General features: G+C 63.7%; 15 protein-coding genes. 11 read left to right on the top strand and 4 right to left on the bottom strand.

Annotation, left to right across the window (positions count from 1 at the left end):
- Nucleotides 1-21: 21 nt before the first annotated feature.
- The 6 genes from ACYVHK_RS20125 to ACYVHK_RS20100 all read left to right on the top strand — a co-directional run bounded on the left by ACYVHK_RS20125 (nt 22) and on the right by ACYVHK_RS20100 (nt 4,777).
- Entirely contained in the window at nt 22-393 is a 372-nt protein-coding gene (locus ACYVHK_RS20125) for a gamma-butyrobetaine hydroxylase family protein (protein WP_460535819.1), read from the top strand.
- Nucleotides 390-1,127 carry a class I SAM-dependent methyltransferase gene (ubiE, locus tag ACYVHK_RS20120; RefSeq protein WP_460535817.1) on the top strand — a complete coding sequence of 246 codons (738 nt, stop codon included), beginning with the start codon at nt 390-392 and terminating at the stop codon, nt 1,125-1,127. Before ACYVHK_RS20125 ends, ubiE begins: the two co-directional genes overlap by 4 nt.
- A gap of 193 nt (nt 1,128-1,320) precedes the next feature.
- Nucleotides 1,321-1,941, top strand: a complete 621-nt coding sequence (locus tag ACYVHK_RS20115) for an NYN domain-containing protein (RefSeq protein ID WP_460535815.1) — start codon at nt 1,321-1,323, stop codon at nt 1,939-1,941.
- A 13-nt stretch (nt 1,942-1,954) separates the two neighbouring features.
- On the top strand, nt 1,955-2,551 hold the full coding sequence (locus ACYVHK_RS20110; protein WP_460535813.1) for a ubiquinone biosynthesis accessory factor UbiJ: 597 nt from the start codon (nt 1,955-1,957) through the stop codon (nt 2,549-2,551).
- Nucleotides 2,552-2,707: 156 nt separating this feature from the next.
- Nucleotides 2,708-3,136 carry an HIT family protein gene (locus ACYVHK_RS20105; RefSeq protein ID WP_460535811.1) on the top strand — a complete coding sequence of 143 codons (429 nt, stop codon included), beginning with the start codon at nt 2,708-2,710 and terminating at the stop codon, nt 3,134-3,136.
- A 9-nt stretch (nt 3,137-3,145) separates the two neighbouring features.
- Nucleotides 3,146-4,777 (top strand): hypothetical protein, encoded by a 1,632-nt coding sequence (locus ACYVHK_RS20100; RefSeq protein WP_460535809.1) that lies wholly within the window; start codon nt 3,146-3,148, stop codon nt 4,775-4,777.
- Nucleotides 4,778-4,802: 25 nt separating this feature from the next.
- On the opposite strand, the gene hda is transcribed toward ACYVHK_RS20100, so the two are convergent.
- Both hda and ACYVHK_RS20090 read right to left on the bottom strand, forming a co-directional pair.
- Complete coding sequence (gene hda, locus ACYVHK_RS20095) at nt 4,803-5,483, bottom strand: DnaA/Hda family protein (RefSeq protein ID WP_460535807.1); 681 nt, start codon at nt 5,481-5,483, stop codon at nt 4,803-4,805.
- The gene (locus ACYVHK_RS20090) at nt 5,480-6,550 is read right to left on the bottom strand and encodes an AI-2E family transporter (protein WP_460535805.1); all 1,071 of its coding nucleotides are present in this window, start codon (nt 6,548-6,550) and stop codon (nt 5,480-5,482) included. The genes hda and ACYVHK_RS20090 overlap by 4 nt, the downstream gene beginning before the upstream one ends.
- Before the next feature lie 123 nt (nt 6,551-6,673).
- Between ACYVHK_RS20090 and purM the strand changes: the two genes are divergently transcribed.
- From purM to ACYVHK_RS20065, 5 genes are all read left to right on the top strand, one after another.
- Nucleotides 6,674-7,708 (top strand): phosphoribosylformylglycinamidine cyclo-ligase, encoded by a 1,035-nt coding sequence (gene purM, locus ACYVHK_RS20085; RefSeq protein ID WP_460535803.1) that lies wholly within the window; start codon nt 6,674-6,676, stop codon nt 7,706-7,708.
- A gap of 310 nt (nt 7,709-8,018) precedes the next feature.
- Nucleotides 8,019-8,615, top strand: coding sequence for a phosphoribosylglycinamide formyltransferase (purN, locus tag ACYVHK_RS20080; protein ID WP_460535801.1), 597 nt, complete (start codon nt 8,019-8,021; stop codon nt 8,613-8,615).
- Between the two features lie 4 nt (nt 8,616-8,619).
- A complete protein-coding gene (locus ACYVHK_RS20075; protein ID WP_460535799.1) occupies nt 8,620-9,807 on the top strand; it encodes a DUF3108 domain-containing protein in 1,188 nt (395 codons plus the stop codon).
- Nucleotides 9,808-9,872: 65 nt separating this feature from the next.
- The gene (locus ACYVHK_RS20070) at nt 9,873-10,553 is read left to right on the top strand and encodes a DUF3108 domain-containing protein (protein WP_460535797.1); all 681 of its coding nucleotides are present in this window, start codon (nt 9,873-9,875) and stop codon (nt 10,551-10,553) included.
- Nucleotides 10,554-10,567: 14 nt separating this feature from the next.
- Nucleotides 10,568-11,833 carry an RsmB/NOP family class I SAM-dependent RNA methyltransferase gene (locus ACYVHK_RS20065; RefSeq protein WP_460535795.1) on the top strand — a complete coding sequence of 422 codons (1,266 nt, stop codon included), beginning with the start codon at nt 10,568-10,570 and terminating at the stop codon, nt 11,831-11,833.
- Nucleotides 11,834-11,896: 63 nt separating this feature from the next.
- Here the strand turns inward: ACYVHK_RS20065 and ACYVHK_RS20060 are convergent, their stop codons facing one another.
- Both ACYVHK_RS20060 and ACYVHK_RS20055 read right to left on the bottom strand, forming a co-directional pair.
- The gene (locus tag ACYVHK_RS20060) at nt 11,897-12,226 is read right to left on the bottom strand and encodes a DMT family transporter (RefSeq protein ID WP_460535793.1); all 330 of its coding nucleotides are present in this window, start codon (nt 12,224-12,226) and stop codon (nt 11,897-11,899) included.
- Between the two features lie 8 nt (nt 12,227-12,234).
- The gene (locus tag ACYVHK_RS20055; protein WP_460535791.1) at nt 12,235-12,735 is read right to left on the bottom strand and encodes a stringent starvation protein B; all 501 of its coding nucleotides are present in this window, start codon (nt 12,733-12,735) and stop codon (nt 12,235-12,237) included.
- Nucleotides 12,736-12,779: the final 44 nt, after the last annotated feature.

The raw sequence follows: 12,779 nt of genomic DNA, 5'->3' as shown, positions 1-12,779 counted from the left end.
TTATCCAAGCCTCTCCCCTGTATGGCCGGCCTGCGTCCCGACTCCCCCATCCCGACCGAATTGACCCTGCATGCTGCCAGTCGCCTGCTGGAAGTCGCGTTCGACGACGGCGCACGCTATACCCTGCCGTGCGAATACCTGCGCGTATTCAGCCCCTCGGCCGAGGTCCGCGGACACGGCGGCCCCATGCAGACACTGGCCGGCAAGCGCCAGGTGAACATCGTCGCCATCGAACCGGTGGGCCACTACGCGGTCAAGCTGGTGTTCGACGATGGGCACAATAGTGGCCTGTACGGCTGGGACACCCTGTACGAGCTGGGCCGCGATCAGGCGGCAAACTGGAATGACTACCTGCAAAGGCTGGCCTCGCTGGGCCTGTCTCGAGACTCATGAGCGAAAACACCACCCATTTTGGCTACAAGACCGTCGCTGAATCGCAAAAGGCCCAGAAAGTGGCCGAGGTCTTTCATTCGGTCGCCAAGAAATACGATGTCATGAACGACCTGATGTCGGCCGGCCTGCATCGCGCCTGGAAAGTCTTCACCATCGCCCAGAGCGGCGTGCGCGAAGGCGGTAAGGTGCTCGATATCGCCGGCGGTACCGGCGACCTGTCGCTGGCTTTCCTCAAGCGCGTCGGCAAGAGCGGCCAGGTGTGGCTGACCGACATCAACAGCTCCATGCTGACTGTGGGCCGTGACCGCCTGCTGGACAAGGGCTTCCTCAACCCGGTCGCCCAGTGCGATGGCGAGAAGCTCCCCTTCCCCAGCAACTATTTCGACTGCGTGACCGTGGCCTTCGGCCTGCGCAACATGACCCACAAGGACGCCGCGCTGACCGAGATGCTGCGCGTGCTCAAGCCCGGCGGCCGCCTGCTGGTACTGGAGTTCTCCAAGGTCGCCAAGCCACTGGCACCGCTGTACGACCTGTACTCCTTCAAGCTGCTGCCCAAGATGGGCGAGCTGGTTGCCAACGATGCCGCCAGCTACCAGTACCTGGCCGAATCGATCCGCATGCACCCCGGCCAGGAAGAACTGGCGCAGATGATGCGCGACGTCGGCTTCAGCAAGGTCGACTATTTCAACCTGACGGCGGGTGTCGTCGCCCTGCACAAGGGCTACAAGCTCTGACCGGCGAGCGGGCAATGTGCGGAGCAGGTCAGTAACCGTTTTTCCCAAGCAGCAAACGCCGGGGCAATCATCCCGGCAAACACCTAGACTAAGTTGGTGGGCGGGCAAGTCCCGCAAGCAGTAAACGGCTGGAGGTGGAAACTTGGCCGATCAACATAATTTAGTTTATTGAAGTGTTTAAGGATTTTCTGCAATGAGCATAGGTTTGTTCATCGATGGCGCATACGCTTACAAGGCGTTTGGCCGCGAAAAAATCAACTACCTGGAACTGCGCAAACTGATCGAGGAAGAACTGGGCGATACGGTCGACGAAGGCTACTTCTTCAATGCCGACGACAACCAGGCCATGTCCTCGAAACTCCACAACGCCCTGTCCTTTCCCTACCCCAAGGGCCCCGGCCTGCGCGTAAAGAACTACTGGCTGCAAAAGAAGCAACTCTACTGGCCCAACCATCTGGGTGGCGGACCGGTGGTCCATCCCGAGCAGTCGCACATCAACTACGAGATCACCACCCAGAAAGCCGTGGACGTGGGCCTGGTCTATCACATGACCCGCTCCTTCCATAAGCGCAAGTGGACCAAGCTGGCCCTGTTCGCCGGCGACGGTGATTTCCACGAACCGGTACAGAACCTGGTCGAGTACGAAAACGTCGACCTCTACCTGATCGGTTCGCTCAACAGCATCGCCGATGTCCTGCGTCCCTACGCCCGCCGTATCATCGAAGTCGATACCGATCCGGTCAAAAGCAAGCTGCGCTTCGTCGATCGCTGGCGCGAAGGCAATGATCGCTTCGGCGACGAGCCCGCCGCCTGAGTCCCGACACACCATGCTGAGACTGGCCGTTCTCAACCATCTGCTGCAACAGCGCAACGACCTGCGCGCGGAACTGGTCACGCAGGCAGGCCGTACCGCCTGCCTGCGCGTGCCACCGCTGCGGCTGACGTTCCGCATCACACCGGAAGGCCTGCTGCAGGCCAGCGACGCGACCGAGGCCGACGCCAGCATCAGTATTCCGCCGTGGCTGCTACCCCGGCTGGCCATGCAGGATCCCGCGGCAGAGCGCGAACTGCAGATCCGCGGTGATACCCAACTTGCCGCCACCGTCGGCCGCGTACTGCAAGCCATGGACTGGGACGCCGAGGCCGACCTCGCCCGCCTGCTGGGCGACATACCGGCCCATCGCCTCGCCACGCTTGCCCGCGACTGGATTGGCGATCCCCGCCGCATTGCGCGCAACCTCGCGGAAGCCACGACGGAATACATCCAGGAAGAAGCACGCCTGCTCGTGCCTCGCCCCTCGGTTGAGCAATTCATCAACGAAGTGGACCGCCTGCGCGACGATGTCGCCCGGCTGGAAAAGCGAATCGCCAGGCAGACCCTTCAGCATGCGCAGGCAACCGTTCAGGACACTCCCCCGGCATAGCACTTGTCACCCGGGGGCGTCGGCCGCACAATGCCAATGTAATACACTCGGCAGCGGATACTTTCCCTAACAAGGCCGCACCTTTGCGCCGCTCTCCATGTCGGCGCAAAGCAGTCGCAGGGTGTTGAACCAATAGGGATCGGCCTTGTTACCATCATGACTACTTCCCCCTGCCCCCTGTGCAACAGCCACGGCGGCGAGCTGCTGTGGCAATCCGCCCTCTACCGCGTGGTATTGGTGGATGAGCCCGGCTATCCTGGCTTTTGCCGCGTCATCCTCAATCAGCACCATGCGGAAATGACCGAGCTTGCCCTTGAGGAACGCACGGCACTGATGAACGCCGTCTGGGCCGTGGAAGAAGTCTTGCGTCACGAGTTGCAGCCCGACAAGATCAATCTCGCCAGCCTGGGCAATGTGGTGCCACATCTGCACTGGCATATCATCCCGCGCTGGCGCGACGACCCGCACTTCCCCTCGCCGATCTGGGCACTCCCCGTCCGGGAACTGATCACCCGCGAGGTGGATTTGAACCGCCTGAAAGCTACGCTGGCATCCAAGTTATTGATGCTTGAATCCTTGAAATAGGCGCTGAGCATGCACGCACTGGAACTACCCCCGCTGGACCCCAGCCTGCCGATGGAATTTGCCGACGCACGCGGCTTCAAGGACTGGCTGAAACTGGTCCCGATGATCAATGTCCGGCAGGCCCATGGCGAGATACTCGATAGCCTCGCCCGGCTCAACGTCAGCCCGGTCCTGCCTATCGAGCGGCTCAAGATGCTGGAGCTGCTGCGCGAACCGGTCGCCATGCTGCAGGATGAAAACGCCAAGCGCTATTTCGGCAAACCGTTTCCGCTGGCACTGAGCGAGGACAATGTCTGGCAGGCCAATACGCAACTCTGGCTTGCCATGAGTGCGGGCTACCGGCATTGCTGGCAGGCCGCCATCAAGGGCGACATCATGGTCGCCGATCACAAGGCCCTGGTAGGCCAGCGCGCCCTGCGCTACGCCGCCCTGGCCATCCGCGAGCACCATCTGGCCTATCGTGCGGTCCCGACCGCGCGCTGGGCCGACCTGTATGCCCTGTACGAAGTCGCCCAGAACGCCGAGGTCGGCACCAAGATCGTCAAGGACAGCCTCAACAAGCAGACCGAGCTCTCCTCCTGCCAGGCCGCCTTCCTGCAAGCGCTACTACTGACTGCCGCCAACCCCAGTTCCATGCCGGTACGGCAGATACTCTGGACCGACAAGTTGCTGGACCGCTGGTCCAACCAGGCCAATATCCTCGGCAATGCCCCGCAGGAAACCGATCGCAGCCTGCTCGCATTGGACCTGGAACTGCCCGGCGAGCTGCGTCGGCACGATCCGCAAAGTGGCGGTGAAGGCTGGCGCTACCTGGATATCGACCCGATCGCCAAGAGCATCAAGAAACGCATCAAATACCTGCGCGCCGGCGAATCGCCTGCCCAGCTCGGCCTGGGTGAGGAATACGCTGCTGCCAGCGTCGAAAACCATCTGATCTCGCTCTACCAGGAATGGTGCGACACGCCGTTGGAACGCGGTATGCCACGCCGCGCCAGCAAAGACCAGGACGTCAACGCCCTACTCGGCCTCGGGCTCGTGGCGGCGCACTATGCGATCGGCGGGGAGCGCTTCAGCCAGCCGGCAGAACCGACCGAACTCCGCGGCCGCGCCATTGCCGACTTCCAGCTGTTCGGCGGACAGGCTCACCACCTGGCAGGCGGCAGTCAGCACAAGGACCAGGAGGCCGCGCCAGAGCTCGAAGAATGGCGGATCGAGAACGAAAGCGCCCTGGGCTTCCGGCTGGAACGCAACCAGCCGGGCAGCCGTTTCATGCACAGCCAACTGGTCGCGGTACGGCCGCGACCGGACCAGGCTTACATGATCGGCACGGTACGTTGGCTACTGGAAGGCGCGGAAGGCGAGATCGCCATCGGCGTCCGCATCTTGCCCGGCATCCCCCGTGCCATCGCCGTACGGGCTACCGGCCTCAACACCTTTTCCAACCGTTTCACCCAGGCCTTGCTGCTACCCAGCATGCCGGCCCTGCAAGCCCTGCAGAGCCTGCTGCTGCCACCCACCTGGTACAAGGCGGGTCGCATCATCGAGGTACATGGTGATGGTCAGGTCAAGAAGATCCGGCTGGATCAGCTACTGGAGCGCGGCCAGGACTTCGAACGCGTCGCGTTTCAGGGCGAACTGTAAGCCCCACGCCATCCTGCCGGTCTACTCAGTCCGGCAGGGATTCGCGCAGGGCCTCACGCGCAAACGGCAGGGTCAGCGGCCGGCCGGCCGCCAGTGCAGCCCGGTCCAGCTTGTCGAGTAGACGGGTCAACGCACCCAGGTCGCGGCTCTGGTGGATCACCAGCCAGCGGCAGACCGCCTCCTCCACCTCGCAACCGCGCGCTCGCGCCCGATGCCGGAGCAGCGCCGCTTTGTCCTCGTCGTCCGGCTCGCCGATTTCAAATACCAGACCCCAGCCCAGGCGGGTCGTCAGGTCCTCGCGCAGCGCCTGTCTGGCGGGCGGCAAGCGGCCAGCAGTCAGGATCGCCCGGCCCGCCTCGCGTTGTGCATTGATCAGACTGAACAGCGCAATCTGGCCTTCGGCATCCAGGCCGTCGACATGGTCGACCGCGAGCAGCTCGTAGCCATGCGCCAGTTCATCCAGCGGTGTCACTGCCGCGTCCCAGTAATGGGCGTACAGGCCCGCCACCATCGCACGCTGCGTCGCCGCCTTGAGCAGATGACTCTTGCCGGTACCGCTGGCACCCCAGAGATAGACGCAACCCTCGCTGCCAGCACCGTCTGCCAGCGCCTTCAGCGCCAGGAAAGCCTCCAGGTTGGGGCCGATCAGATAGTCATCGAAGCCACACGGTTCGGGTAGCTGCAGGTCGAGCGGGAGCTGCTTCATTTACGGTACAGGCTGCTTGCAAAATAACGGTTACGCATATGGCGCAGGCCCACCAGCAAGGTGGCCGCCAGGGGCAGTGCCAGTAGCACGCCCACAAAACCGAACAGTTGGCCGAATGCCAGCAAGGCAAAGATTACCGCCACCGGATGCAGGCCGATACGCTCCCCCACCAAGCGCGGCGTCACATAGAAGCCCTCCACCATCTGCCCCAGCAGGAACACCCCCCACACCGGCACGATGCCGGCGATGCCCTGAAACTGCAGCGCCGCCGTCAGGGTCGCCAGCAATACGCCGACAATCACCCCGAGATACGGCACGAACACCAGGATGCCCGCCACGATGCCGATCGGCAGGGCCGACTTCAAGCCGGTCATCCACAATCCGATGCTATAGAACAGCGACATGATCAACATGACCGAGATCTGGCCGCGCAGGAACTGCCCCAGCACCTCATCCACCTCGCCGACCAGTTGCCGCAAGGTGGCGTGCCAGCTGCGCGGGGTCAGCTCATCGACCTGGGCCAGCAGCACCGGCCAGTCACGCAGGAAATAGAACAGTACCAGCGGCAGCAGCACCAGGTTGGTGACAAAGCCCAGTACCGCCAGGCTGCCCGTCGTCAACGAGGGCAGCACGGCCTTCAGCGCCTGGCCCGCCTCGTCGCCATGCTCGGACAGCCAGCTCTTGACGTGATCGACATCCAGCGAGAGATCCACGCCCAAGCGTTGCGACAACCAGGGCGCAGCATGGTCCCGCAACCAGCCCAGCAGCTCCGGCAGGTAGCCGATCAATCCGCGCAACTGCTGCACGAACAGCGGCACGATCACCAGCACCAGTGCCACCACCAGCAGGACCACGCCCAGCAGCACCGCACAGGTCGCGGCCGCACGCGGCCAGCGCAAGGCGACGAGCTTGTCGACCAGGGGCTGCAGGATGTACGCCAGCACGGCAGCGGTGGCGAACGGGGCCAGAATCGGCGCCAGCAGATAGAGAATGACCAGCACGGACAGCCCCAGGCCGAAAGGCCAGTAACGTGTCCAGATGGGTTTGGTCGGGCGGGAGCGTCTCATTTCGGGTAAAATGTGTACGAATTCCGGTGCTTACGTTGTACCCATGGGAAAACCATGAGCGTCTGCGCCGCATTGTAACCGTACCGCCGGCGCCACCGCGCCGGTTTTCGTTAGCGAGCCATCATGAGCCAGAGCCTTTCCTACCGTGATGCCGGTGTCGATATCGACGCAGGCGACCAGTTGGTCGAGAACATCAAGCCCTTTGCCAAGCGCACCATGCGCCCGGAAGTCCTGAGCGGCATCGGTGGTTTCGGCGGTTTGGTCGAGATCAGCAAGAAGTACAAGGAGCCGGTGCTGGTCTCCGGCACTGATGGTGTCGGCACCAAGCTCAAGCTGGCATTCGAGTTGAACCGGCATGACACCGTCGGCATCGACCTCGTAGCCATGAGCGTCAACGACATCCTGGTACAAGGCGCCGAGCCGTTGTTCTTCCTCGACTACTTCGCCTGCGGCAAGCTGGACGTGACCAGCGCGACCGAAGTCATCAAGGGCATCGCCTCCGGTTGCGAGCAATCCGGCTGCGCCCTGATCGGTGGCGAAACGGCGGAAATGCCGGGCATGTACCCGATCGGCGAATACGACCTGGCCGGCTTTGCGGTCGGCGTGGTGGAAAAGAGCAAGATCATCACCGGCGACAGCATCGCCGCCGGTGACGTGGTCCTCGGGCTTGCCTCCAATGGCGCCCACTCCAATGGCTATTCGCTGATCCGCAAGATCCTGCACCTGACCGAAGCCGACTACACCGCCCCGTTCGATGGCGGCCGCTCGCTGGCCGACGTGGTGATGGCACCGACCCGCCTGTACGTGAAGCCCCTGCTCAAGCTGATGGCCGAACTGCCGGTCAAGGGCATGGCCCACATCACCGGCGGCGGCATCACCGAGAACGTACCGCGCGTACTGCCTGCCAACACCGTTGCGCAGATCGATGCCAAGAGCTGGGCATTGCCCAAGCTGTTCCAGTGGCTGCAGGCCCAGGGCAATGTCGAGACGCAGGAAATGTACCGTACCTTCAACTGCGGCATCGGCATGGTGGTCATCGTCGCCGCCGAGCACGCCGAGCAGGCCATCGCGTCCCTGAGTGCCGAAGGTGAAACCGTCTACCGCATCGGCGCCGTGCGCGAGCGCCAGGGCGACGAGCACCAGACCCAGGTCGCGTAAGCACCGCAAGGGGAGGGATGGGGCGAGGGCCAGAAAGCCCGAACCCAGTCCCTCCCCTTTTGTCTTTAGGAAACCGCCGGACAAATCCACTGTCGAGCCTGGTCGAGGCTCCTTCGCGGCGGCGAGGCCGGGGGGAGCGGGATAAACCAGCGAGGAGTCGTTGATATTCCGCCACCAGTTAGCGCCCGGCTGAGCGAAGTCGTCGCCACCATCAGGTGGCTTGCTACGTCGGCCTCTCCCTTGCGGGGAATGCCGGGCGGTGAGTTGAAGTTTCATGTTTCGGACATTTGTAGCGCCTCTTTAGAGAACCATGAAAAACATCGTCATCCTGATCTCCGGCCGTGGCTCGAACATGCAGGCCATCGTCGATGCCGCCATCCCGGGCGCCCGCATCGCCGCCGTGATCGCCAACCGACCGGACGCCGCAGGCCTCGCCTGGGCAGCCGAACGCGGCATCGCCACCGAGGCGCTGGATCACAAGCTATTCGACAGCCGCGAGGTTTTCGATACCGCGCTCGCTGCACGTATCGATACCTATGCGCCGGACCTGCTGGTCCTGGCCGGCTTCATGCGCATCCTGACCCCCGGCTTCACCGGGCACTACGCTGGGCGGATGTTCAACATCCATCCCTCGCTGCTGCCCGCCTTCCCCGGCATGCACACCCATCGGCGCGCGATCGAGGCCGGCTGCAAGCTGGCCGGCTGCACCGTGCATTTCGTCACCGCCGAACTGGATCACGGCCCCATCGTTCTCCAGGCAGCCGTTCCAGTCCTGGACGACGATACCGAGACGACCTTGTCGGCCAGGGTACTGGAGGCCGAACACCGTCTCTACCCGATCGCCGTGCGGGCCTTTGTCGAGGGTCGCTTGCAGATCGACGGCCTGCGCGTGCGCGGAGCCGACTGACCCCATGCGGGCCTGGCGATCACCGCTCTTCCTGTTTGCGGTCCTGCTGTCGCTGCTGCTGCATCTGGCGGCGACCCTGGGTGAACCGGTACTGCTGTGGCTGGAGAGCGATGATCTGGGCGCCACGCCGCTGATCAAACCCGCCAAGCGCAAGCTGCTGGGCCAGAATCTGGCCGAGGATGCGGACGGCCCCGCCGGGCTTGCAGGCGTGACCCCGGCAGACCAACTGACCGTCCGGCTCGGCAAGGCACGCCAGCCAGCCCAACCCGCTGCAGTCGCCACCGCCCGACCGGTGCCGACACCGCAACGCGAGACACCGCCGGCTGCCGCGCGCCCGACAGTGCCGGTCGGCACCATCACGCCGCCGCCCACGGTCGCAATCAATCCGCCGCCTGCCCCCACCGTCACCAGCACCGCGCCGCCAGCCTCCGAGGCCGGCAAGGCGGCGGAGGTCACGGCGGTCGCCAATGCCGAGGCCGCCAAGACCCCGCCAGCCACGCCGGAAACACCGGCCGCCAACAGCAAACCGGCGCGCCCCGGCCTCGACAGCAGCTTCCCACGCACCGTGGACATCAGTTACATCGTCAAGGGCCTGGTCCTGGCGGACCACCGCTGGCGGCTCGATGGCAAGCAGTACCGGATCAGCACCCAGGGCAGCCTGTTCGGCAAGGCCTTCGACATGCGTACCGAGGGCGAAGTCGGCCCCGCCGGCCTGCGGCCCAAGCGCTTCATCGAGTATCGCGATCAGAAGCCGCAACCCAAGTACGAGGTGGACTTCGACTGGGCCGGCAAGAAGGTCCTGGTCGGCGAACCCGGCCAGCAGAAGGAGTTCGCGCTCGACGAAGGCGCCCAGGACATCTTTTCCGCGGCCTACCAGTTCGCCCTGCAGGGCAACAAGCTACCGAGCTTCCATATGCAGATCGTGACCGGCCGCAACAGCTACCAGATCGATTTCGAACTCAAGGGCGAAGCGGAACTCACCCTGTCCGGCCAGAAGGTGAATACCCTGGTACTGGCCGGCGCCCATGACAAGCGACGCTTCGAGTTTTACCTGGCACCGGACTGGCACAACCTGCCGGTACGCATCCGCTATCAGGATGGCGACAACACGATCGACCTCGTCACCGTGCAACTGACGCTGGACGGCAAGACCGTACTCAAGCGAACCGAGCGGCTCAGCCGTGATCGTTGAGTTCAGTCCCGCTTCAGGCCATCGCCGTTAGGCTGGTCGCTAATATCAATCCGGGAGTACCTATCATGTCGCTCACTCGCCTACTACCCTTTACATTAATCGCCCTGGCGCTGCAGGCCGCCCAGGCTGCGGGCCTGCCGGTACGCGCGCGCATCGTCTACCAGGCCAGCTTCGCTGGTTTGCCGGTCGGCGAAGCCACCCAGCAATGGGTGATCGACAAACAGCACTACCGGCTGGAAACCGAGGTGTCGCCCATCTTCGGCGCCAAGATCCGCTACCTGAGCAACGGTGAGCTGACCGACAACGGCCTCAAGCCGGCCGACTACGCCGAATTTCGTGGCAAGGGAGAGACGCCACGGCAACAGGCCCGGTTCGACTGGGCGGCAAAGCAGGTCAGCTATGGCGCCCCCGATAGCCCGCAGAGCGGTAAGCTGGAAGCCGGCGCCCAGGACTACAACACCCTGCCCTTCCAGTTGGCTTGGCTGGGCAAGAAAACCACCACGAGCATGCAGATCGTGACGGGTCGCAAGATCAAGCAGGACCGCCTGGCCCAGGCGGAGGCCGGCAGCATGATGCTGATGGGCAAGAACACCCCCACCCGCATCTGGCGCACGCAGGATGCCGAGGACGGCACCGAGATCTGGCTGGCGCCCGATTTCGGCGGCCTGCCGGTGAAGATCGTACGTCATGACGACAAGGGCGAGCAGCTGCTTGTCGCCAAGACCATTGAATATCAACAGGAATAATAGACAGAAGCCCCATGCCACCACTCAATCAGGACCAATTCCACGCCGCACTGGAGGCCCTCCGGGCCGCACTGTCGTTCGGCGCGCCGGCCGACGCCGTGCTCTCGCGCTATTTCCGCGAGAACCCCAAGCTAGGCAGCCAGAACCGCCACTTCATTGCCGAGGCGGTCTTCGGCGTCTTGCGGCAGAAATTCATGCTGGACCGCATCTGCGCACCGGACACCAACCCGCGCCGCATGCTGCTGGCCTGGCTGGCACGCGGTGGCCGCAACCTGCGCGAGTTTGAGCCCATCGTCTCGCGTGAGGATGAACGACAGTTCCTCTCCACCGTAAAGGCCTTCAAGCTCGACAGCCTGACCCTGGCCGAGCAGGCCGAGCTGCCAGAATGGGTAGCAGAAGAGCTGCAAGCCAGCGGCATGGACAATGACGCCATCCTGGCACTGGGACGCGGCCTGTCCCAACCCGCGCCGCTGGATCTGCGGGTCAATACCCAGAAGATGAAGCGCGAAGCGGTCCAGACTGAACTCGCCGCCCTCGGCTACGAGTACACCACCACACCGTATTCACCGTTCGGCATCCGCCTGGCGGGCAAACCGGCCATCAACCGCCACACCCTGTTCACCGAAGGCGCGATCGAAGTCCAGGACGAAGGCAGCCAGCTGCTGGGCCTGCTGGTCAATCCCAAGCGCGGCGAGATGGTCGCTGACTTCTGTGCCGGCGCCGGCGGCAAGACCCTGCTGCTGGGTATGCTGATGGCCTCCAGTGGTCGCCTGTACGCTTTTGACGTATCCGAGAAGCGCCTGGCCAACCTCAAGCCCCGCCTGGCCCGCTCCGGCCTGTCCAACGTGCAGCCGCAGCGGATCGAGAGCGAAAACGACACGCGCGTCAAACGGCTGGCCGGCAAGATGGACCGCGTGCTGGTGGATGCCCCCTGTTCCGGCATGGGCACCTTGCGCCGCAATCCCGACCTGAAGTTCCGCCAGAGCGCACAGAGTGTCGATGAACTGAATGTGAAGCAGACCGCCATCCTGGCCTCTGCCGCCCGCCTGGTGAAGGTCGGTGGCCGCCTGGTCTACGCCACCTGCAGCATTCTGCCGCGCGAAAACCAGCAGATCGTCGAGGCCTTCCTCGCCAGCCACCCCAACTTTGCCTTGGTCCCTGCCAACAGCGTGCTGGCCGACCAGCGGGTCGAGCTGGATACAGGCGACTACCTGCAGCTGTTGCCGCAGGTGCACGGTACCGATGGCTTCTTCGCCGCGGTGCTGACGCGTATCGCCTGATCGCTGGCCACCAAAAACAAAAAGGCGCGTCAACGACGCGCCTTTTTGCTGCCTACCTGCGCTTCAGTGCGCGGCAGAACGGGACCAGAGATTCAGTACCAGCACCCCCGCCACGATCAAGCCCATCCCCAACAGGGCCGGCATATCCAGCCGCTGGCCGAACCACAGCCAGCCTATGGCGGTAATCAACACCACCCCGACACCCGACCACACGGCGTAAGCGATGCCGACCGGCATGCTGCGCAAGGTCAGGGACAGAAAGTAGAACGCCACGCTGTAACCCAGCACGACCACCACCGAAGGCCAGGGCTTGGAGAAACCCTCCGATAGTTTCAGGGCGGACGTGGCAATGACCTCGGCCACGATCGCCAGCGCCAGGAACAACCACTGCATGGCGTAACTTACTTCACGACCCGCAGATGGCTACGACCACCGGCCGGAGGAGTAGGCGGCTTGTCATCGTCGTCGCGCGCCTCATCGGCTTCCTGCGCCACCGGCGCATCGGAAGTCTTGACCTCGACCAGCTCCGGTGCGGTAGAAACAGGTCGCAACGGCACCACCGAATCGGCGTCCTCGTCATTGGTCTCGCTGAAGTCGGGCTCCCAGGCCATGCCCTCGCCGGTTTCACGGGCGAACAGGGACACTACCGCACCGATCGGCACGACAATCTCACGCGATACGCCGTTGAAACGGGCCGAGAAGTGGACGAAATCATCCCCCAGCTGCAGATTGCGGGTCGCGTTGTAGCTGACGTTCAACGTGATTTCGCCGTTCTTCACGAACTCCATGGGCACCTGCAGCTTGTCGCGTACGGCAACCACCAGGTAAGGCGTGTAGCCGTGATCGGAACACCACTCGTGAATGGCGCGCATCAGGTAAGGCTTGATCGGAACAGGTTTCATCGGGCTACCGCTAACAGAAGGCAACAGGAGCGGCCTGGCCGCTC

This window comes from Chitinimonas naiadis, from assembly GCF_054780835.1.
This window is presented reverse-complemented; position numbering and strand designations above follow the sequence as displayed.